We start from the raw sequence: 20,884 nt of genomic DNA on the forward strand, positions 1-20,884 counted from the left end.
GCGGCGCCCGTCACACCTGGGGCAGCGTCACGCCGTCGACCTGCGCCGTGGCGGCGCGGCGCGAGCGGCGGAGGCCGCCGGCCGGCTCGTCCGACACGAACGGCATCTGCATCGTGACGGCGCGTCCCGCCTGCACGAAGATGCCGCGCCCGTCCGGGAAATCGGTGCGCTTGACGCGGCCGAACGGCACCTTGAACAGGGTCTCGCCGTCGTACGCGTCCGGCTTGAGCGCGATGCCCTGCCGGCCCGTCTTCCACTCGCCCAGCACGCCGGAACCGCCGCCGGCGCGCGTGATGTCCGCCTCGCCGACGAGCAGGTGGTCGCTGTCGTGGATCGCCTGCAGCAGCGCCCGCATCGCACGGTCGGCCGCCCCGTCCGCGAGGTGCGCCATGTCCTCGACGACGATCATGATGCGGCCGGGCACCGAGTCGTCCGCGACGATATCGGTCAGCTCGGCCGCCAGCTCCTTCTCCTCCTCCGGACGCACGGCGCTGCGCACCCAGGGGCGGAAGTCCTTCAGCTCGGAGCGGCGGCTGCCGAAGTGGAACAGCTTCACGTCGGGGTCGAAGCGCTCCATCGCGACCACGAGCGCCTTGAGCGCGTTGGTCTTGCCCGACTGCGGCGGGCCGGTGATGACGAACGATCCGACGGGGTCGAAGCCGCGCGGCGCGAGCGTGTCGTCCGCGACCCCGAAGACGGGCAGTCCGTCGGCGCTGGCCGGCATCTCGCGGCTGTCCACGCGCGTGGGCAGCGCGCCGATCTCGGGGACGTCCCGGACACCGTCTGCGCGCAGGCGCTGCGCGAGCTCCTCGAGGGCCTTGGTCTGCTCGGCGACGTTGGACGTGCCGCCGAGCGCCGCGATCTGCACCTCGTGCTTGTCGACGATGGCGCGGCCCGGCACCGACTGCTCGTCGAGGATGTCGCGCGGCACGCCGAGCAGAATGTACTGGTTGGGCTCCGACAGGCGCAGGGTCACGCGGCGGGAGATGTTCGCCGCCACGGCGGTCGGCACCGCGCCGCTGCGGTCGGCCGTGATCACGGCGTGCACGCCGAGCGGACGTCCCTCGCCGAGGATGCGCATGAAGGCCTGGTACGACGGCGCGCGCCCCGCGGCGATCTCCCACTCCTTCTTGAACTCCGGGTAGTTGTCGATCAGCAGCAGGATGCGCGGCATCGACGGGTCGGCCAGCTCGCGGTACTCGCTCAGGCTCGCCGCGCTCACCGACGCGAACGCGGCCGACCGCCGGTCGAGCTCGCGCGCGAGGGTCCGCATGAGGCGCTGGATGCGCTCGGCGTCGTCCCCGTCCACGATCGAGCCGACGTGCGGCAGCCGGTCGAGCACGCCGAGCGCTCCCGACGCGAAGTCGATGCCGTAGACCTCGACGTTGCCGAGGTCGGGCCGAAGCCCCGCGGCCGTCGCGATCGTCTTCAGCAGCGTCGACTTGCCGGAGCCGGACGTGCCCATCACCAGCAGCGAGCCGTCGCGGTCCGGCGCGAAGTGGATCGGATCCTGGCGCTGGCGCTCGGGGATGTCGGCGAGGCCGAGCACGATGCGCGAGTCGCCCTCGCTGGGCAGGTCGCGCAGGTCGACCGTCGACGCCAGCTCGTCGAGCCACGGCCGCCGGGGAACCGGCAGCCCCGCGACGTCGGCGGCGCGGATCAGGGTGGTCACGACGCGCTTCTGGTCGTTCGGGCCCAGGTCCTCGTCGTGGGACTCGGACTCGGCCGGCCGGTCGGGCTCCCACTCCGGCGTCGAACCGAACCGGAGCTCGGCCACGCGCACCTCGGTGCTGACCTCCGCGTCCTGCCGGGTCCATCCGCCCGTGTAGGCCGACTGGAACGGCACGAGGCGGCCGGGGCCGGTCTTGGCGATCGCGCGGCCGGGGAGCGACGGCGGGAACGTCGCGGCCACGGGGTCGTCCACGACGTCGCGGGAGTCGGACTCGTCCGCCATGCGCAGCGCGACGCGGAGGTTCGTGTTGGCGCGCAGGTTGTCCTTGATGACGCCCGCGGGACGCTGGGTCGCCATGATCAGGTGGATGCCGAGCGAGCGGCCGCGCTGCGCGATGTCGACGACACCGTCGACGAACTCCGGCACCTCGCCCGCGAGCGCCGCGAACTCGTCGATCACGAGCACGAGCGCGGGCGGGCACTCCGGGTCCTGGCGCTTCTCCAGCTCGAGCAGGTCCTTGGCCTTCTTCCGGTTGAACAGGTGCTCGCGGTAGTGCAGCTCGGCGCGGAGGCTCGTGAGGGCCCGGCTGACGAGGTGGGGGCTGAGATCGGTCACGAGACCGACGCAGTGGGGCAGGTCGACGCAGTCGGCGAACGCCGATCCGCCCTTGTAGTCGACGAACAGGAACGTGACCCGATCCGGGCTGTGCGCGGACGCGATGCCGAGCACCCACGCCTGCAGGAACTCCGACTTTCCCGCACCGGTCGTTCCGCCGACCAGCGCGTGCGGGCCCTGCGAACGCAGGTCCAGCGTCATGGCGTCGCTCGCGCCCTGCCCGATGATCGCGCGCAGGTTGCCGGCCTTCTTCAGGCGCGGGCGCGGCCCGGGCGTGCGGTCGATGATCGTGTTGTTCTGCCGCCAGCGCTCGACCACGGCGTGCGGGTCCTCGGCGACCTCGTGGCCCACCAGCGACAGGAACGAGACCGACCCGGGGATGTCCGAGTCGTCGTGGACAACGGTGCTCGCGTCCACGACCGGCGCCAGGCGCTTGGCGAACATGTCCATGTAGGCGCTCGAGACGCCCTCGACCCGCACGTTCTCGTACAGGTCGCCGTTGCGCACGAGACCCGCGGTCGCGCTCTCCAGTCCCGCTCCGACGTCCAGGTAGCTGCGGCACACGGCGGGCAGCGACTCGACGGTGGGCGAGACGAACACGGCGTGGATCCCCACATCGGCCCCGCGCTCGAGCACCTGGATGAGCCGGGCCCGGTCGACGGGGGCGTCGTTCGTCACGAAGACGATGACCGAGACGCGCACCTTGGCGTCGGCCTCCTCGCCCGCGCGATGGACGTCCGTGCCGTAGCGCATCGGGTTCCAGCGCTCCGCGAACGGCCCGCGGGGCTGCGGCGTCGCGCGGCCCCGCATGACGTACTCCTCGAGGGCGCTGAGCAGCGCGTTCGCGGTGGGGGCGGAGTCGGCGAGCGGGAGATCCTTGAACGGGCTGGTCTCGCTCGTGGTGTGCGGCAGCCACTTGATCCACTCGAGCTCGCTCGTCCAGTCGGCGTCGGAGAACGCGACGGTGACGACCTCGTTGGGCGCGTGCAGGCCGAACAGCTGCACCGCGAGCCCGCGCATCGCGTCGGCCGCGACGGCCCGCGTGCCCGCGACGCCCACGGATCCGACCGCCCGCAGCGACTCGAGCACGGGCACGTTGTCGACGTAGCGGTACCGCTCCCGCAGCCGGTCGACGCGCTCGAGATACTCCGGCAGGCCGTCCTGCACTTCCGACTCGCGGATCGAGTTGCGGGACTCGGCGCGACAGGTCCCGAGCCGCAGCGCGAGGAAGTTCCAGTGCTCGGGCCTGCGGGTCCAGAGCATGGGTCCGAGCCGCATGGCGTGCTCGAACACCTCCGCGACGGGCGGCACCTCCTCGTTGCGCGCGCGCTCCTCCTCGGGCTTGGAGCGGAAGAAGGTCTCCTCGAGCTGCTCGAACTGCCGCTCGAACAGCTGGATCTCGTGCGTGCGCTTGTTGCCGGCCTGCCGCCGCTGGTTGATGAAGTTGCCGAGCAGCATGAGCGGCGTCATCAGCACCAGCAGCAGCGCACGGGGGCGCTCCGTGATGAGGAAGATCGCCGCACCCATGGCGATGGGCGCCATGAGCACCGTCCACGGGAACAGCTTGTCCAGCATCTCCGTGGGGATGCGGGGCGCGGGATGATCCACGCCCGGGTAGCGGACCTCCACGCGCGGGCTGCGGTTGAAGCGCAGCCCGCCGCCCCGCTCGAGGACCGGGTCCTCGGAGGATCCGTCGAAGTCGCTCGCGAGGTACATCACGAGGGTCGTCGCGCCGATCACGAAGGCCGTGCCCGGCGCGACGCGCAGGCGCTGCACGGGCGTGCCGTCGACGAGCACGCCGTTCGCCGAGTTGAGGTCGACCAGCTCGACCGAGGCGCCGATCTCCATGCGGGCGTGGCGCTTGGAGACCATGGGGTCGGGCAGCACGATGTCGTTGCCCGCGTCGCGGCCGATCGTGAGGTGGCCGCTCGTGAGCGGGAACTCCTGGCCGCGCAGCGGGCCCTCCGTCGCCCGGAGCACGCCCACGACATCCCGCGCGCGCGTGCCGCCCGCGAGCATCGCGGTGGGCCCGAGGTTGACCACGGCCGCCGCGAAGCCGGAACCGATCGGCGCCTCGCCGATCGGGGCGTCGGGCTCGAGCGGCTCCAGCCGCTCCGCGGTCGGTGGCGCGACCGCCAGCGTCAGCACGTCCGACTCCCCGGCCACGATCGTGCGCGCGGGGTCGGCCTCGGCGATGTGACGAGCCACGGCCGCGGCCGTGGCGGTCGAGTCGGCCGTCACGACGACGTCGACGGGCTCCACGCCCTCGCGATGCAGTGTCAGCTTCAGCTTCACGGCTCACCCCCGGTCCTCGATCGGGCGGGGCGGATCGCGCCCCTCCCGGTGTCACACACGCGCGACCACCATGCTCCGCTCACCGATGCGGAGGACGTCCCCCGGCTCGGCGAGGGCCGGCACACCCGGCTCCAGCGCGCGCGCCACGCCGTCGTGCACGAGCGTGGTGCCGTTCGTCGAGTGCTGGTCGATCGCGAGCACGCCCGTGGCGTCCGCGCGCACCAGCAGATGCGTCTTGGACAGCGAGCGCGTCTCGTCATCGACCCGCACGGGATGCGCGCCGCCGGCGCCCGCGGCCGGGTTGCGGCCGATGGCCAGCTCCCCCGTTACGGGGATGCTCTCGCCCGAGTCCAGCTGCAGCACGAAGCGCAGCGGCGTGGGTCCCGTCTGGGGGCGGGCCGAGGCGCCCGCGGGCGCCGCGGCGTTCGCGGGCGGGGTCGGCGGCGCCGAGCCCGACACGGGTGCGGCTGCCGGGACGACCGGTGCGGCGCGCTCCGGCGCGCGCTGCGGAGCCGGCGCGGGCCCCGGTGCCGGCAGCGGCGCGGGCGGGTGCGCGGCCCCCGCATCCGCAGGCAGGGGCGCCCCGACCGGAACGGGCGCGGACGGGGTGGGCTGGGCGAGCGGGGCCGGCTCGCTGCTCGGCGCGGGAGGTGCCGCGGGCGGCGCCGCGGGTGCGGCCTCTCCGCGGCCGGCCGCGCCGGAGTCGGCTGCGGAGGCGAGGCCCTGCGGGCGAGGAGCGCCGAGCACGCCGGCGCTCGCGCGTGCACCGGGGCGGTACGACGGACGGGACGCCACGTCGGCCGGCGTGGCGAGCGACGGCATCTCCTTGGGCCCGTCGACCGCCTCGACCGCGAGCGCCCGCCGCGCGAGCCGCATCCGCTTGGCGTCATACGGCTGCAGGCCCTTGCGCACGTCCACGAGCCAGGCCCCGGTCGCGTGATCGTGCCATCCGCGCCCCCGGCCCTGGCCGTCGAACAGCGGCGACAGCAGGAACACGATCAGCGCGACCGGCAGCACGGCCGTCGCGCACAGGATGATGGCGCGCAGCGTCATGCGCCAGAACCCCGGGCGCTCGAGCGTCTTGACGTTGACGGTGCGGATGCCCGCGAGCGCCTTGCCGAGCGTGAGGCCGCGGCGCCCGTGCAGCACGAGCTGGGTGATGCAGAACGCGAGCGTGAGTGCGAGCGAGATGCCCGCCATGACCATCGCGAGCACGAACTGCGGGTGGTTCACGAAGCCGAAGAGGCTGATCCGGCCGGAGAACAGCATGAGCAGCAGCGGCAGCGTGCCGATCGCGTACGGCAGCTGCAGGACGAGGTAGGCGCCGAGGTCGATCGCGGCCGCCGCGGCGCGGCGGCCGTACGGCGCGTCGATGAGGCCGAGCGCCCGGGCATAGGCCGGATCCGGCCGGCCCTCGGCGTCCAGCCCCTCGATGGGCTTCGCGCCGTCGTCGATCTCCCAGATCACCGCGTCGGTCCCCTCCCGCCTCGGTCGTCGCACCCCCCGCGTCCCGGCACACAACGGTACCAATCGCGAGCGGTCCGGACGCGTTCGGCCGCGTCGGCGGCATGGGCAGATCTCACCGCGCCTCTCACCGCGCGCCGGGGCGCGCCGGGCGGCTGTCAGCGCGGGGGGTCGTCGTCCTCGGCGGAGTCGTCCTTCGGCAGCAGCACGGGCCGATCGACGTCCTTGCGCGCATGCGCGGGGTCCACGACGAGCAGCAGCATCGACAGCCCCAGCAGCACGACGATGAAGGCCACGCCCGCGGCGATGGCGCCCACGGACCACGCGCGCGCGATGGCCTCGCCCGGCAGCGCCTGGAAGGCACCCATCGTCACCGCCGTCACGATGCCCGCGAACAGGGCAGCGCCGAAGGCGAAGCCCAACAGCTGCGCCGGCCGCATGAGGTCTCGACGGGTCGGCTTGTCTGTCACGAATGATCCTCCTGGAGCGCCTTTCCGGCGCGCACGTCGTCGGCCGCTGCGGCCGACGGAGCGGGTGCCTGCGGCGACAGCCCCGCGATGCCGAGGTATACGGCGACGATCGCCGCATACCCGCCGAGCAGGCCCACGGCGATGGTGGTGCCGGTCAGCGTGAAGCTGCGTCCCGCCTCCTCGATGTAGTACTCGAGCGCGTAGCCCGGGGGCACGATCAGCACGGCGATCCCGAGCAGGACGGCGAGCGCACCCACGGCGATCGCGTCGCGCGCGTCGGCGCCGCGTTCCCGCCTGCGCTGCGCGATCCCGGCGACCAGCTCGGTGACGCCCGCGGCGAGCGCCCACGCGATCACGACCACGAACAGCAGCGTGCGCGACGGGGGCACGATGCTGGCGACCGCGCCCGCCACGAGATGGACGACCGCGAGCACGATGAGACCGGCGCGACGCCCGGCGGGTGCGACGAGCCAGGCCGCCAGCCCGAGGACGAGCGCCGTCGCGGTGGCGAATCCGGCGAACACCGTCAGGCCCACGTCGTGCGAGTGATCCTGCGAGAACGCGATCATGATCGCCGCCATCGCCGCGAAGAGCGCCCGCAGCAGCTGCACGTGTCGGGCCGTGAGGCGCGAGCTCGCGGTGGCGGGAGGCATGGCGGATCCAGGATCGATGAGCGGGACACCCCAAGTCTAGGCGGTGTCCCTGATCGTCGGATGCGCGCGGCGCAGGCGGCGAGGCCGTGGGGAGGGGGCGGCGCTACAGCGCCGCCAGCGCCCCGTCCAGGTCCTGCAGCAGATCGTCGATGTGCTCGATGCCGACGGACAGGCGCACGACGTCGTCCGGGACGGCGAGCTCGGTTCCCCGCACGGACGCGTGCGTCATGGCGTCCGGGTAGTTCACGAGCGACTCGACGCCGCCGAGCGACTCGGCCAGCGCGAACACGCGCGTCGACTCGGCGAAGCGCCGGGCCGCTGCGGCGTCGCCGAGCGCGAGCGAGACGATGCCGCCGAAGCCCGACATCTGGGCCGCCGCGACCTCGTGCCCCGGGTGCGACGACAGGCCCGGATAGTAGACCCGCGCGACCCGGTCGTGCCGCTCGAGGAACTCGGCGACCGCCTGCCCGTTGGCGCTGTGGCGCTCCATGCGCAGCGCGAGCGTCTTGATGCCGCGCGTGGTGAGCCACGCGTCGAGCGGGCCCGAGACGCCGCCCACCGCGAACTGCTGGAACTGGGCCTTCTCGGCGAGCGCGCGGTCGGCGAACACGAGCGCGCCGCCCACGACATCCGAGTGACCGCCGAGGTACTTGGTGGTGGAGTGCACGACCACGTCGGCGCCGAGCCCGATCGGGCGCTGCAGCGCGGGCGACGCGAACGTGTTGTCGACCACGACCAGGGAGCCGGCGGCGTGCGCCTTGTCGGCGAGGGCGCGGATGTCCGCGATGCGCAGCAGCGGATTGCTGGGGGTCTCGACCCACACGACCTTCGGCGCGCGCGCGGCGAGCGCCGCGTCGACCGCCTCGGTGTCGCTGAGGTCGACGACCCGCAGCCGCACACCCCACGGCCCCAGCACGCGATCGATCAGCCGGTACGTGCCGCCGTAGACGTCGTTGCCCAGCAGCACCTCGTCGCCCGGCTCCAGCACGGCCCGCAGCAGCGCGTCCTCCGCGGCGAGGCCCGACGCGAACGACAGCGCGCGGGCTCCCCCCTCGATCGCGGCGAGCTGCGTCTCGAGCGCCGTGCGCGTCGGATTGCCCGCGCGCCCGTACTCGTAGCCGTGCCGCAGCCCGCCGATGCCGTCCTGCGCGTACGTCGTGGAGAAGTGGACGGGCGGGATGACCGCTCCGGTGACCGGGTCGTGGTCCTGGCCGGCGTGGATCGCAGCGGTGTCGAAGCGCGTCCCGTCGAGGTGAGCGGTGTCGGGACGATCGGTGTCGGGACGATCGGTGTCGGTCATCGGAGGCTCCTCAGCAGATCGGCGGGCACGAGCGGATCGGGGGTGTCGACCGCGAAACCATGCTCGCGCATCCAGCCGTCGTCGAACACCTTCCCGAGGTATCCGCGTCCGTGGTCGGGCAGCAGCACGACCACGACCGCGTCGGCCGGGAGGTCCCGGGCGGCGCGCAGCGCGGCGACGACCGCCATCCCGCTGGAGCCGCCGACCAGCAGCCCCTCCTCGCGCGCGAGGCGGCGCGTCATCGCGAACGCCTCGGCGTCGCCCACGCGGTGGATCTCGTCCACGACCGACGGATCGAACGCCCCGGGCCAGAAGTCCTCGCCGACGCCCTCGACGAGATAGCCGTGCACGCCGTCGTCGTTCTCGGCCGAGTAGATCGAGCCGACGGGGTCCGCGCCGACGATCCGCACCGTGCCCTCGGACGCCTCCCTCAGGTAGCGTCCGGTTCCGGTGATGGTGCCGCCCGTGCCGACGCCGGCGACGAAGTGCGTGACCCTCCCCTCAGTGTCCCGCCAGATCTCCGGCCCCGTGGTCTCGTAGTGGCTGCGCGGGCCGTTCTGGTTCTCGTACTGATTGGGCTTGTACGCCCCCGGGATCTCCGCCACGAGCCGGTCGGACACGCTGTAGTAGGAGCGCGGATCGTCGGGCTCGACGTTCGTGGGGGTCACGACGACCTCGGCCCCGTAGGCGCGCAGGACGGCGCGCTTGTCCTCGGAGACCTTGTCCGGAACGACGAACACCATCCGGTAGCCGCGCTGCTGCGCCACGAGAGCGAGCCCCACTCCGGTGTTGCCGCTCGTGGGCTCGACGATGACGCCGCCCGGTCGCAGCAGGCCGTCGCGTTCGGCGGCGTCGATGATGTTGGCCGCGATGCGGTCCTTGGACGAGCCGCCCGGGTTGAAGTACTCGACCTTCGCGAGCACGGTGGCGGCGATGCCGTCGGTCACGTGGTTCAGGCGGATGAGCGGCGTCGAGCCGACGAGGTCGGCGACGGTGCGGGCGTAGCGCAAGGGACTGTCCAGACTGTGGGGCGCGTGTGGCGCGGCGGCTGTCGGTGGGTTCTGAGGCGTGCTCGAAGAGCGGAGCGCGGCGGCTCAGCGACAACAGCGACAGGTCTGCACGCCGCCACCATAGCGCGCCCGTCGCCGCCGCGACAGAGTGTTACGTCACCATCGTCACATTCCGCGATGTGCGCGTCATAGGCCGACATGTCCACCCCCCGCGGCGTGTATCGGTGTATGACGTCCGGATGCGGCGGCGGGCCGGAGGTCGCATAACGTAGCCATCGTGACCTCCTCCCCCGCTCCCTCGTCGCCCGCGCCCGGGGCGCCGGCGCACCGGATCGCCCCGCCCACGTACGAGTGGGACGGCTTCGGCTTCGACACCCGTCAGGTGCACGTGGGCGACACGGACCAGCACGGGTACCAGGCCCGCGTCGCGCCCATCTACCTGACCGCGGGCTACCGGTTCGACTCGTTCCGTCAGAGCTGGGACCGTTTCACCGGCGACGAGCCGGGCCAGCTCTACTCGCGCAACCTCAACCCGACGCATCTCGTCGCCGAGCAGCGGATCGCCTCTCTGGAGGGCGGCGCCGGCGCGATCGTCGTCGGGTCCGGGCAGGCCGCCATCACGTCCGCGATCCTGGGCCTGACCGGGGCGGGGGAGCACTTCGTGTCGACCGCGAGCATCTACAGCGGGACGCAGATCCTCTTCAACCGCACGTTCTCGCGTCTCGGGGTCGCGGTCGACTACGTGTGGGACTGGACGGACGACGCCGAGTGGGACGCGCTGATCCGGCCGGAGACGAAGGCGATCTTCACCGAGACGATCCCGAACCCGAAGAACGACATCGTCGACATCGCGGCCGTCGCCCGCGTCGCGCAGCGCCACGGCCTCCCGCTCATCGTCGACAACACGATCGCCTCGCCGTACCTCACCCGTCCCATCGAGGACGGCGCCCACATCGTCGTGCACTCCTCGACCAAGTTCCTCGCCGGTCACGGCGCCGGCCTGTCGGGAGTGATCGTGGACGGCGGCACGTTCGACTGGGCGGCCGCGTCGCGTCCCTACCCCGGCATCACCGACGCGCCCGCGCCGGGCCGGCCGTCGATGCTGGAGGCGTACGGCCGGCACGCCCTCGAGGCCTATCTCCGGCTGGGCATCGTCAACGACATGGGTCCGGCGCTCTCGCCGCTCAACTCCTTCCTGCTGCAGCAGGGCATCGAGACGCTGTCGCTGCGGGTCGAGCGGCACGTCGACAACGCGCATCGGATCGCGCTGTGGCTTCAGGAGCAGCCCGAGGTCGCACGCGTCGACTACGCGGGGCTGCCCTCGAGCCCGTACTACGAGATCGCGCAGCGCGTCTACGGCGGCCGGTCGGGCTCGGTGTTCGCGTTCAGCCTCGCCGGCGGCCGCGCCGCGGCCGAGCTGTTCTACGACTCGCTGCGGGTCTTCAGCCGCATGACCAACATCGGCGACGTCCGGTCGATGGCGCTGCACCCGGCGACGACGACGCATGTCAGCTTCACCCAGGACATCCGCGACCGGCTGGGGATCGACGACGGCCTCATCCGCCTGTCGATCGGCATCGAGACGGCCGACGACCTCATCGCCGACCTGCGCCGAGCCTTCGACGCGGTGTCGGAGGCCGGCCTGTGACGCCGGCCCCGCCCGGCAGCGCGTCGGACTCGCCCCGCAGCGCGCCCATCCGCCTCGGCCTCGCCCTGGCCGCGCCCGCGGTGCTCGCCCTCGCCACGAGCGGCCGGCTGCCGGAGCTGCGCGACGCGCTCGACGGGGGCGGCTTCCTGCGGATCGCGCGCGCCGACGAGCCGGGCATCGCTCCCGCGGCGTTCGACCTCCTCGACGACGAGGCGCTCCGGGGGCGCGCGCTCACGCCGGAGCCGCTCACGATCGCGTCCTACGCGAGCGGCTTCCTCCCCGGCATCCCACTGCTCGCCGACGCGGACATCCTGCGGGAGCACCCCTACAACCTCGCGCGCCGCATCGGCAGCCTCGATCACATGACGGGCGGACGCAGCGGTGTCGTCGTCCGCGAGCCCCACGACGGGCCGGACGCGGCGCGAGCGGCCGAGGCGCTGTGGCTCGTGCAGCAGCTGCTGCGCACGTGGCCGTTGGAGAGCGTGACGACCGACCGGGACGCGCCCGCGATCGCCGACGTCGAGCGCATCTGGGCGCCCGCGCACGACGGGCGCTACCGCGTGGCCGGCCCGCTCACGACGCCGTCGAGCCCTCAGGGCCTGCCCGTCTTCGTGCGCGCCCACGCCGAGCCCACGCACACCGGCGAGGCCCTCCACGATCTCGTCATCGACGCGGGATCGACGCTCCAGCTCGACGTCGACGACGTCGCGGTGAGCGCGTGGCGCGCGGGCGACGACGTGCGGGCGATCGAGCTGCGGCCGCTCGCCGACGATCCGCGCGAGGCGCTGCGCCGCTGGCGCGAGGCGCGTCGCGCCGTGGCCGCCGCGACGGCGCCGCTCGCCGACGGCGAAACGCTGCGCGCGGCGCTGGGGCTCTCCGAACGCGCGCTCGTGCGCCCGGCGCAGGCGCACCCCGCCTTCGCGAGCGCATCCGGAAAGGACCTCTTCTGATGCCCGGAACCGAGTCCGAGCGGCGGCTCATCCTCAACGTCAACGTCATCGGCGTCGGCCAGCGGCCGGCCGCGTGGCGCCAGCCCGAGCTGCATCCGCGCGCCATCATCGATCCCGCGTACTGGGAGAACGTCGCGCGCATCGCCGAGCGCGGCATGATCGACGCGATCTTCATCGCGGACACCCCCGTCCTGTCGGATCCGCGACGGCGGCCGTGGCAGTACCTCGAGCCCTCGACGCTGCTGGCGCGCGTCGCCGCGGCGACGACCCACCTCGGCATGGTGTGGACCGCGTCGACCACGTACAACCATCCGGGCGAGCTGGCCGAGCGCCTGCTGACGCTCAACACGCTCTCCGGCGGCCGGGCGGCGTGGAACGTCGTCACGACCGTGAACCCGCGCGCGGCCGACAACTTCGGCGCGAGCCTCGGCGCGTACCGCCCCACCTCGGACGAGCGCTACGCGCGCGCCGGCGCGTTCCTCGAGCAGGTGCTCGAGCTGTGGGACCGGGACGGGCGCGGGTGGGGCGGCGACCGCCCGCCGCGGCCCGTGCTCGTGCAGGCGGGCGGCTCGCAGGCGGGCCAGCGGCTCGCCGCGCGCCACGCCGACGTCGTGTACTCGGTCGAGATGGAGCTCGAGCAGGCGGTGCGCAGCCGTGCCGCCGTGCGCGCCTTCGCGGCCGAGGCGGGGCGCGACCCCGACGACGTCGCCGTGCTCCCCGGCCTCGCGCTGGTGATCGGGTCGACCGAGCGCGAGGCCCGCGAGCGCTTCGACCACTGGGAGAGCCGGGCCCATCCGAAGTTCAGCCTCGACGCGCTGTCGTTCGCGCTCGGCGTCGACGCCGAGCGGCTCGACCTCGACGCACCGCTTCCCGCGGACGTGGTGGAGCACGAGCCGGATCCCGCGACGTTCAAGGGCTCGACGGGCTACCGCCGCTCGCTCATCGCGCACGCGCGCAAGGAGAACCTGACGGTGCGGCAGATGCTGCGCGACTTCGGCGGCTACGGGCAGCGGTTCATCGCCGGCACGCCCGAGCGGATCGCCGACTCGATCGAGGAGTGGTTCCGCGCCGGCGCGGCCGACGGCTTCAACGTCATGATCGACCTGTTCCCCTCCGGCCTGGAGGACTTCGTCGACCACGTCGTGCCGATCCTGCAGCGCCGCGGGCTCTTCCGCACCGAGTACGAGGAGCGGGACCTGCGCAGCCGGATCCGCGGCCGCTCGCGCGCGCTCGCGCACTGAGCCGGGCGCACGGGCCGGGACTCGCCGCGGTGTCACAGGACGTCACACGGCGACCCCGGCATGGTCGCGGCGGGGATACGCTGGCGGCATGTCGCAGCAGCCCCAGGTGTACGTCATCCACGAGAACGCGGAGTGGTTCCCGCCCTTCGCCGCCGCCTTCGCCGCGCAGGGCGTGCCCGCGCAGGAGTGGCTGCTCACGGACGGCTCGATCGACCTGAGCGCCGAGCCGCCGCAGGGCGTGTTCTGGTCGCGCCTGTCGGCGTCCGCGCACACGCGCGACCACGCCGACTCCAAAGAGTACGGCCGTGCCGTGCTGCGCTGGCTCGAGTCGTGGGGCCGGACGGTCGTCAACGGCAGCGAGGTGCTCGAGCTCGAGGTGAGCAAGGTCGCGCAGCACGCCGCCCTGCGCGCCGCCGGCGTGGACGTGCCCGCCACCGCCGCGGTCTTCGGCCGCGGCGACCTGAAGACGCGCGCGCGGTCGTTCTCGGCCCCGTTCATCAGCAAGCACAACCAGGGCGGCAAGGGCCTCGGCGTGCGTCGCTGGGACTCGCACGACGACTTCGACGCCTGGGTCGACGGCCCCGACTTCGAGCCGTCGCCCGACGGCATCACGCTGCTGCAGGAGTACCTCTGGACGCGGGAGCCGTTCGTGACCCGCGCGGAGTACGTCGACGGCGAGCTCGTCTACGCCGTGCGCGTGGACACCAGCGCCGGCAGCTTCGAGCTGTGCCCCGCCGAGGCGTGCGCTGTCGACGGCGAGGACGGCACGCCCGCGCCGCCCCTGTTCCAGCTGCGCGAGGAGATCACGCCGGAGCACCCGCTGGTCGCCCAGCACCGGGCATTCCTGAAGGCCGCGGGCATCCGGATCGCCGGCATCGAGTTCGCCGAGACCTACGACGGCCGCCTGGTCACGTACGACATCAACACCAACACGAACTACAACCCCGACGTCGAGGCGATCGCGCCCCACTCGGGTCCGGGGCGAATCGCGAGCCTGCTCGGCTCCCTGCTGACGCAGCACCAGCCCGTCCCCGCCTGACCGGCGACATCCGTCCCCGCCGCGACACTGCGTCCCTGCGCCCACAATCCGTCGCCGCGCTCAGAATGCGTGAGGCACACGCATGCTCGGCGCGGGGACGGATTGTCGGCGGAGGCGGGTCGCTCCCGCTGCGTTTCACATTGCGACAGCGCCGGCCCCGGCGCGCGCGGGGCGGCGGTAACGTCGGGGCATGAGCAACACGAGCGCGAACACTGAGCCGGACGACAGCTCCGCGTCGGGGCGGGAGGAACGCGACGCGGCGTCCCGGGACCACGCGGGAGAGCTGCTGTCCGTGCCCGGATCGCTCGACGCGGACGGCTTCAAGACGCTGTTCCGGGGCCACCCCGGCGGGGTCTCGGTCATCACGGCGGAAGGTCCGGATGGGCCGGTCGCCCTGACGGCGACATCGGTCGCGTCGGTCAGCGTGGACCCGCCGATGCTCATCTTCTCGGTCTCGGCACTGTCCTCGGCGACCCCCGCCATCCTGGCCGCGGACACAATCGTCGTGCATCTGCTGGATGCCGACGACCTGCCGCTCGCCCGCCTGGCCTCCACGAGCGGCGTCGACCGCTTCGCCGACACGTCGCAGTGGACGCGCCTGTCAACGGGCGAGCCGCTCTTCCCGGGCGCACGGGCGTGGGCGCGCTGCGCGATCGTGAGCCGCCTCGAGGCGGGCGGATCGACCGTCATCGCGGCACACGCGCTGCAGGGCGAGACGAACCGAGGCCCGGAGCACGAGGCCGGCGCGCTGGTCTACCACAACCGCACGTGGCACCGCCTCGGCGATGCCTCGCGCATCGGCTGACGCGCTACTTCGCCAAGGCCGCCGTGCAGTAGGCCACCAGCGCGTTCGCGTGGCCGTGACCGAGGCCGTGCTCGGCCTTGAGCCATGCCACGACCTCCATGTGTTTCTCGGCGTCGAGCCGCTCCACGATCAGGTCCAGCCACTCCTGAACGGGCCGCCCGTACGTCTTCTCGATGCTGGGGAAGTACGACGCCGGCCCCTTCACCCTCTCGCCCGGCGCGATCTGCGGGGCCACGACCCTGTGCTCCGTCATGCGCACACGGTAGCAGCGGCCTCCGACGTGAGCGTTCGCGTCGCCGCCATGAACCGGCAGTCGCCGCGTCACACGGCGAGCGCATAACCGAGGGCCGCAGCGACTCCTCGGTTGACGATTGCGCCCTGGCGCACGTTGAGGCCTTTCGCGAGGGCCGGATCCGCAGCGGCCGCGTCGTCCCACCCCTGATCGGCGATCGCGGCGATGTAAGGAAGGGTCGCGTTCGTGAGCGCACGCGTCGAGGTCTCGGGCACGGCGCCCGGCATGTTCGCCACGCAGTAATAGAGGGACCCGTGCACAGCGAACGTGGGGGCGTCGTGCGTAGTGGGCCGGGAATGCTCGAAGCAGCCTCCCTGGTCGATGGCGATATCGACGAGTACCGAACCACGCTTCATGCCTGCCACCATGTCATCGGTGACCAGCTTGGGGGTGGCCGCACCAGGCACCAGGACCGCACCGATCACAAGGTCCGCCTCCTCAAGCGCCTCCGCGATCGCGTAGCGGGTCGAGGCGCGCGTCTGCAACGCGTTGCCGTAACGGAGGTCCAGCTCGCGCAGCCGCGCGGGGTTGACGTCGAGCACGGTGACCTGCGCGCCGAGACCGAGGACGTTGACGAGCGCATGCTCGCCCGCGACGCCTCCCCCGATCACCACAACGTTCGCACGCCGGGTTCCGGCCACACCGCCGAGCAGCGTCCCTCGCCCTCCCTGCGCACTCATCAGGTGATACGCACCGACCAAGGCGGAAAGGCGTCCTGCCACCTCGCTCATGGGAGTGAGGAGGGGCAGCGAACGGTCTGCGAGTTGCACCGTCTCGTACGCGACCGCCGTCGCCCCCGAAGCGACGAGCGCGTCGGTGAGCGGGCGGTCGGCGGCAAGGTGCAGGTAGGTGAACAGGGTGAGGTCGGGGCGGAGATGACGGTATTCGGGTTCAGTGGGCTCCTTGACCTTCACCAGCAGCTGCGCGTCCGCCCAGATGTCCGCCGCATCGGGCACGATCACCGCACCCGCTGCGGCGTAGTCGGTGTCCGGGATGCGCGAACCCGCCCCGGCGCCCGCCTGCACGAGCACGCGATGACCACGTCGCGTCAGGAGGTCCACGCCTGCGGGAGTGATGGCGACGCGGTTCTCGTTGTTCTTGATCTCGGTGGGGATGCCGATGAGCATGCCGTTCTCTCTCCTCACGGTGACAGGCGGGTGTGGCGTCCGCCGATCACAGGCTCGCAGATTATTCGCCTCGATTTCCTATCGACTGCATTTTCTACACATATCGGATCTGTATCGCGTAGAATTTCCGCATGGATCGGTTTCGCCACAGCATCCCGACGAAGGATGTTCGCCCGCGGGAACTCGACAGCACGGACGAGAAGATCATCGCGATCCTCGCGAGAGACGGGCGCACCACGAACGCGGATCTGGCGGCGGCGCTGGACGTGGCGCCCTCGACCGCGCACGCGCGCACGCGTTCGCTCGTGGACCGCGGAATCCTCACGGGGTTCCACGCGAGCGTCGATTATCAACGGCTCGGCAGAGGGTTGCAGGCGATGATCGGCGTCGTTCTGCGCCCCGGTGCCCGCCACGACAGCATCGTGGCGTTTGCCGACGAGGTCCGACGGCTCCCCCAGGTCCTGCAGCTCTTCTTCGTCGGCGGCGCGGACGACTTCCTCGTCCACATCGCCGTGGAGAACGCGTCTGAGGTGCGCGAGTTCGTCGTGAATCACCTTTCGACCCAGCAGTCGGTCGCCACCACGCGCACCAGCATCGTCTTCGAATACCATCGCAACGCCGTCGCCGCACCGTTCCGGTGATGCTCGCGTTCCTACTCCGCGTCGACGACGCGGAGTCGGTTGCGGACCGCGCCGATCCCCTCGACGGTCACCACGACTTCCTCGCCGTCCGAGAGATACTCCGGCGGGCGCGAAGCGTGGCCGACTCCGCCAGGGGTGCCTGTCGCGATGACGTCTCCCGGCCGTAGCGTCACGATCTCGGAGACGTATCCGACGAGCGCGGCGGGATCGAAGGCCAGATCGGACACCGGCGCGCTCTGCTTCCGCACGCCCGAGACGAAGGTCGTGATCCGCGCTGCCGCCGGGAGCTCGTCTGGTGTGACGAGCACGGGGCCGAGCGGCGTCGTCCCTTCGAACGTCTTGCCCTGCAGCCACTGGCTCGTGCGATATTGGTGCCCGCGCACAGTGATGTCGTTCATCACTGTGAACCCGGCGATCGCCTCGGCCGCCTCCTCCCGACTTACGCCGCGCACCGTGCGGCCGATCACCAGGGCGAGCTCTCCCTCCCAGTCGACGGTGCCCGCGACCGGTCGAGGGAGGACGATGTCGTCACCCGCGCCGATGAGCGCATCAGCATACTTCGCGAAGAGGGTCGGATGCTCCGGCAAATCGCGCCCCATCTCGAGGATGTGCTCGCGGTAGTTCAACCCGACGCACACGATCTTCTGCGGGTGGGGCACCACGGGCGCGAACGCGGTGCGCCCGAGGCCGTCCAACGGGTGCGCGGCACCTCGGGCCTGCGCTGCAACGGACGACCAGTCCGGGTCGCGCAGCAACGATCCGATGTCCGGATAGGAGAGGATCTCGACCGCGATCCCACCGGCACTGTCGACGCGCACGGCGCGCGTGCCGTCTCCGACGCGCAAGGTCGCGAGCCTCATGCGGTGTCCGGCTCTGCGAGCACAGCGATCCCCGCGATCTCGATCATGGCCTCCTCTTGCCACAGCCGGTGGACACCGATCCCCGCCATCGCCGGGTAGTGGGGCCCCGCGAGCTCTCTCCATACCGCGCCGATCTCACGACCGCGCGCCTGGTAGTCGGAGACATCGGTGAGGTAGATCGTCACGCTGACCAGATCCGTGGGTTTCCCTCCGGCGGCCTCGAGTGCGGTCAAGAGGTTCCCGAACGCCCGCCGGAACTGAGCAACGATGTCCCCCGGCACGATCGAGCCGTCGGGGGCCATCGCGGTCTGCCCCGCGAGGTGCACGGTGTCGCCTGCGACGACGGCATGGGAGAAGCCGGACGCGCGAGCGAGCTCCCGCGGATTGACAAGGAGATGCGACATGAGGTCCTTTCGGTCAGGCGCGGACGGCAAGGGGCCGCCAGCGCGGGGGATACCCGGGATCGCTGTCCTCGGCACGAAGGTGGAGCCGCGGGCGTACGGCGTCCGTGCGGGACGTCGGCGGCTTTCGCCGCCCGGCGCGGAACGGCAACGGCCACTGCACACCGTCGCCTCGGTACTCCTGTTCCGCCGCGGCGTGGAGCGTCCATTGCGGGTCATACAGATGGGTACGCCCGAGCGCGCACAGATCAGCGCGTCCGGCGAGGAGCAGAGAATTCACGTCGTCGTACGACGAGATCGCGCCCACCGCGATGACCGGCACGCCCCGCCGGGCGGCGACGCGATTTCGAATGGCATCGGCAAACGGCGTCTGATAGCTGCGCCCGAACTCTGGTCTCTCGTGGCCGACGACCTGCCCACTGGACACGTGGATGGCGTCCGCCCCCCGGTCGATGAACGCGGCGGCGATCGCGACGGCGTCGTCGATCCCCACACCGCCCTCGGCCCAATCGACCGCCGAAAGCCGCACCGTGAGCGGTTTGTGGCTCGGCCAGGCGGCGCGGACGGCGTCGAACACTTCCAGCGGGTAGCGCAGGCGGTTCTCCAGCAGACCTCCGTATTCGTCGGTCCTGATGTTGCTGAGCGGGGAGAGGAAAGACGAGAGCAGATAACCGTGCGCCGCATGCAGCTCGATGAGGTCGAAGCCCGCGGAATCCGCACGGACCGCGGCCTCCGCGAACTCCCGGGTCAGGGCGTCCATGTCGGCGCGCGTGAGCTCTCGAGGCACGACGCTGCCCTCCTTGTACGGAAGCGCGGAGGGCCCCACCGGGTCCCACCCGCCCTCCTCGAGCGGGTCATCGATGCCTTCCCACATCAGGCGTGTGGATCCCTTCCGACCCGAGTGCCCCAGCTGCGCGCCGATCTTCGCCGCGGAGTGTTCGTGTACGAAGTCGACGACACGACGCCATGCGTCCGCCTGCTCGTCGGTGTAGAGCCCGGTGCAGCCCAGCGTGATCCTCCCCGTCGCGGACGTGCCGATCATCTCGGTCATGACGAGACCGGCACCACCGAGAGCCTTGGAACCGAGGTGCACGAGGTGAAAGTCGTTCGCGAGCCCGTCCGCCGCGCTGTACATGTCCATGGGCGCCACGACGATGCGGTTGGACAGCTCGAGCTGACCGATACGAACCGGTTGGAACATCGCGGGCGCGGCCCGCCCCCCTGCTGTCGCGGCCGCGAAATGCTCGTCGATGCGTCGGGCGAACTCGGGGTCGCGGACCTCCAGGCCGTCGCGGGTGATCCGCCGCGATCGGGTGAGGAGGTTGAAGGTGAACTGGAGCGCGTCCTGCTCCGTGTACTGCCCGATGTTCTCGAACCACTCCAGGCTGGCCTGAGCGGCACGCTGCAGCGAGAGCACGACCGGGCGACGCGCGGCATCGTATGCTTCCAGGCCTTCCTCCACCGAGCCGGTTTCGCCCAGCGCCGCTGCAAGAGCGAGCGCATCCTCGAGCGCGAGCTTGGTCCCCGAACCGATAGAGAAATGCGCGGTGTGCGCCGCGTCTCCGAGCAGAACGACGTTGTCCCGGTGCCAGCGCTCGTTCCGCACAGTCGTGAAGGTGAGCCACTTCGAGTTGTTCGCCAGGAGCGTGTGTCCCTCCAACTCCTCCGCGAAGATCTCCGCCAGCCGCGCGATCGACCGCTCATCGCTCTGACCGGGGGCCAGAGTTCCGTCGGCGAGCTCCGCGAAGCCGGCCCGCTCCCACACAGCCGGGTGCATCTCGACGATGAACGTGCTCTCGGTCGCGGAGTAGGGATAGCCGTGCACCTGCATGCGCCCATACGGGGTGTCCTTGATGAGGAACGTGAAGGCCTCGAACGCCCGATCGACGGCCAACCACATGTACTTGGATCGGCGCGGGTCCAACGACTCTCCGAAGTCGTCGGCCCAGCGCGACCGGGTCTGGGAATTCAGCCCGTCGGATGCCACGACGAGGTCGTACTCCGCGGCGAGCTCGTCGATTTCCGGCGCGAGCGTCCGGAAGTGCACGGCGACACCGAGGTCGGCACATCGCTCCTGCAGCAGCTGAAGCAGACGCTTCCGGCTCAGCGCGGAGAACCCCTGACCGCCGACCTGCAGAGCCTCTCCGCCGACCTGCACGTCGATGTCACTCCAGCGGGCCATCTCTTGGCACATCGCGGCGAACAGCACCGGGTCCGCCGACTCGATCCCAGCGAGGGTCTCGTCGCTGAAGACGACGCCGAAGCCGAACGTGTCGTCCGACGCGTTGCGCTCCCACACGGTGATGTCGGCCTGCGGGTCGACCTGCTTCATGAGAGCCGAGAAGTACAGGCCTCCGGGGCCCCCTCCGATGACGGCAATGCGCACGATGTGCTCCTTCTC

17 protein-coding genes are annotated in these 20,884 nt (G+C 71.8%); 6 read left to right on the forward strand and 11 right to left on the reverse strand.

What is annotated here, in order from left to right:
* Positions 1-10: 10 nt before the first annotated feature.
* From IEX37_RS08305 to IEX37_RS08330, 6 genes are all read right to left on the reverse strand, one after another.
* On the reverse strand, positions 11-4,582 hold the full coding sequence (locus IEX37_RS08305; protein ID WP_188755792.1) for a type VII secretion EssC family protein: 4,572 nt from the start codon (positions 4,580-4,582) through the stop codon (positions 11-13).
* 51 nt (positions 4,583-4,633) lie between these two features.
* Positions 4,634-6,049 (reverse strand): RDD family protein, encoded by a 1,416-nt coding sequence (locus IEX37_RS08310; protein WP_188755793.1) that lies wholly within the window; start codon positions 6,047-6,049, stop codon positions 4,634-4,636.
* Between the two features lie 155 nt (positions 6,050-6,204).
* A complete protein-coding gene (locus tag IEX37_RS08315) occupies positions 6,205-6,516 on the reverse strand; it encodes an amino acid transporter (RefSeq protein WP_188755794.1) in 312 nt (103 codons plus the stop codon).
* The gene (locus IEX37_RS08320; RefSeq protein ID WP_188755795.1) at positions 6,513-7,169 is read right to left on the reverse strand and encodes a DUF308 domain-containing protein; all 657 of its coding nucleotides are present in this window, start codon (positions 7,167-7,169) and stop codon (positions 6,513-6,515) included. The genes IEX37_RS08315 and IEX37_RS08320 overlap by 4 nt, the downstream gene beginning before the upstream one ends.
* A 103-nt stretch (positions 7,170-7,272) precedes the next feature.
* The gene (locus IEX37_RS08325; RefSeq protein WP_188755796.1) at positions 7,273-8,469 is read right to left on the reverse strand and encodes a cystathionine gamma-synthase; all 1,197 of its coding nucleotides are present in this window, start codon (positions 8,467-8,469) and stop codon (positions 7,273-7,275) included.
* Positions 8,466-9,479, reverse strand: coding sequence for a pyridoxal-phosphate dependent enzyme (locus IEX37_RS08330; RefSeq protein ID WP_188755797.1), 1,014 nt, complete (start codon positions 9,477-9,479; stop codon positions 8,466-8,468). The genes IEX37_RS08325 and IEX37_RS08330 overlap by 4 nt, the downstream gene beginning before the upstream one ends.
* Before the next feature lie 277 nt (positions 9,480-9,756).
* Between IEX37_RS08330 and IEX37_RS08335 the strand changes: the two genes are divergently transcribed.
* From IEX37_RS08335 to IEX37_RS08355, 5 genes are all read left to right on the forward strand, one after another.
* Complete coding sequence (locus IEX37_RS08335) at positions 9,757-11,127, forward strand: O-acetylhomoserine aminocarboxypropyltransferase/cysteine synthase family protein (RefSeq protein ID WP_308421666.1); 1,371 nt, start codon at positions 9,757-9,759, stop codon at positions 11,125-11,127.
* A complete protein-coding gene (locus tag IEX37_RS08340; RefSeq protein WP_188755798.1) occupies positions 11,124-12,077 on the forward strand; it encodes an LLM class oxidoreductase in 954 nt (317 codons plus the stop codon). The genes IEX37_RS08335 and IEX37_RS08340 overlap by 4 nt, the downstream gene beginning before the upstream one ends.
* Positions 12,077-13,318 carry an LLM class flavin-dependent oxidoreductase gene (locus IEX37_RS08345; protein ID WP_188755799.1) on the forward strand — a complete coding sequence of 414 codons (1,242 nt, stop codon included), beginning with the start codon at positions 12,077-12,079 and terminating at the stop codon, positions 13,316-13,318. The genes IEX37_RS08340 and IEX37_RS08345 overlap by 1 nt, the downstream gene beginning before the upstream one ends.
* An 88-nt stretch (positions 13,319-13,406) precedes the next feature.
* Entirely contained in the window at positions 13,407-14,357 is a 951-nt protein-coding gene (locus tag IEX37_RS08350) for an ATP-grasp domain-containing protein (protein WP_188755800.1), read from the forward strand.
* Between the two features lie 190 nt (positions 14,358-14,547).
* A complete protein-coding gene (locus IEX37_RS08355) occupies positions 14,548-15,162 on the forward strand; it encodes a flavin reductase family protein (protein WP_188755801.1) in 615 nt (204 codons plus the stop codon).
* 4 nt (positions 15,163-15,166) lie between these two features.
* Here the strand turns inward: IEX37_RS08355 and IEX37_RS08360 are convergent, their stop codons facing one another.
* Positions 15,167-15,415 carry a DUF4287 domain-containing protein gene (locus IEX37_RS08360; RefSeq protein ID WP_188755802.1) on the reverse strand — a complete coding sequence of 83 codons (249 nt, stop codon included), beginning with the start codon at positions 15,413-15,415 and terminating at the stop codon, positions 15,167-15,169.
* 68 nt (positions 15,416-15,483) lie between these two features.
* The gene (gene ald, locus IEX37_RS08365) at positions 15,484-16,581 is read right to left on the reverse strand and encodes an alanine dehydrogenase (protein WP_188755840.1); all 1,098 of its coding nucleotides are present in this window, start codon (positions 16,579-16,581) and stop codon (positions 15,484-15,486) included.
* 131 nt (positions 16,582-16,712) lie between these two features.
* Here ald and IEX37_RS08370 point away from each other — a divergent pair, with 131 nt between their 5' ends.
* Entirely contained in the window at positions 16,713-17,222 is a 510-nt protein-coding gene (locus IEX37_RS08370; protein WP_188755803.1) for an Lrp/AsnC family transcriptional regulator, read from the forward strand.
* Positions 17,223-17,233: 11 nt separating this feature from the next.
* Here the strand turns inward: IEX37_RS08370 and IEX37_RS08375 are convergent, their stop codons facing one another.
* Genes IEX37_RS08375 through IEX37_RS08385 form a run of 3 tightly spaced genes read right to left on the reverse strand, consistent with a single transcriptional unit; the run spans position 17,234 to position 20,869 of the window.
* Positions 17,234-18,082 carry a fumarylacetoacetate hydrolase family protein gene (locus IEX37_RS08375; protein WP_188755804.1) on the reverse strand — a complete coding sequence of 283 codons (849 nt, stop codon included), beginning with the start codon at positions 18,080-18,082 and terminating at the stop codon, positions 17,234-17,236.
* The gene (locus IEX37_RS08380) at positions 18,079-18,486 is read right to left on the reverse strand and encodes a RidA family protein (RefSeq protein WP_188755805.1); all 408 of its coding nucleotides are present in this window, start codon (positions 18,484-18,486) and stop codon (positions 18,079-18,081) included. The genes IEX37_RS08375 and IEX37_RS08380 overlap by 4 nt, the downstream gene beginning before the upstream one ends.
* A gap of 13 nt (positions 18,487-18,499) precedes the next feature.
* Positions 18,500-20,869 (reverse strand): bifunctional salicylyl-CoA 5-hydroxylase/oxidoreductase, encoded by a 2,370-nt coding sequence (locus IEX37_RS08385; RefSeq protein ID WP_188755806.1) that lies wholly within the window; start codon positions 20,867-20,869, stop codon positions 18,500-18,502.
* Positions 20,870-20,884 lie beyond the last annotated feature (15 nt).

It is taken from the genome of Microbacterium album, from assembly GCF_014643695.1.
In the GTDB taxonomy this organism is placed as follows: domain Bacteria; phylum Actinomycetota; class Actinomycetes; order Actinomycetales; family Microbacteriaceae; genus Microbacterium; species Microbacterium album.